Consider the following 307-nt stretch of genomic DNA (forward strand, 5'->3'; position numbering starts at 1 on the left):
CCGATAGTGAACCAGTACCGTGAGGGAAAGGCGAAAAGAACCCCGGCGAGGGGAGTGAAAGAGAACCTGAAACCGTGTACGTACAAGCAGTGGGAGCCCCACCACTAAGCCAGTGGTGGTTATCACAGCGTCATCCTTTCTTGATGGCGGTTGGCGGCGCGGCAGCGACGCCCAACCTCAAAAATCAAGCTGAGGGGGCTTAGTGGTGGGGTGACTGCGTACCTTTTGTATAATGGGTCAGCGACTTATATTCTGTAGCAAGGTTAACCGGATAGGGGAGCCGCAGGGAAACCGAGTCTTAACTGGG

At 55.0% G+C, this 307-nt stretch carries 1 rRNA gene; it reads left to right on the top strand.

The window, feature by feature from the left end:
- Positions 1–307: ribosomal RNA gene (locus Xentx_RS18330) — 23S ribosomal RNA — on the top strand; the annotation flags it as partial.

Source organism: Xenorhabdus thuongxuanensis (assembly GCF_001908095.1).
GTDB lineage: Bacteria > Pseudomonadota > Gammaproteobacteria > Enterobacterales > Enterobacteriaceae > Xenorhabdus > Xenorhabdus thuongxuanensis.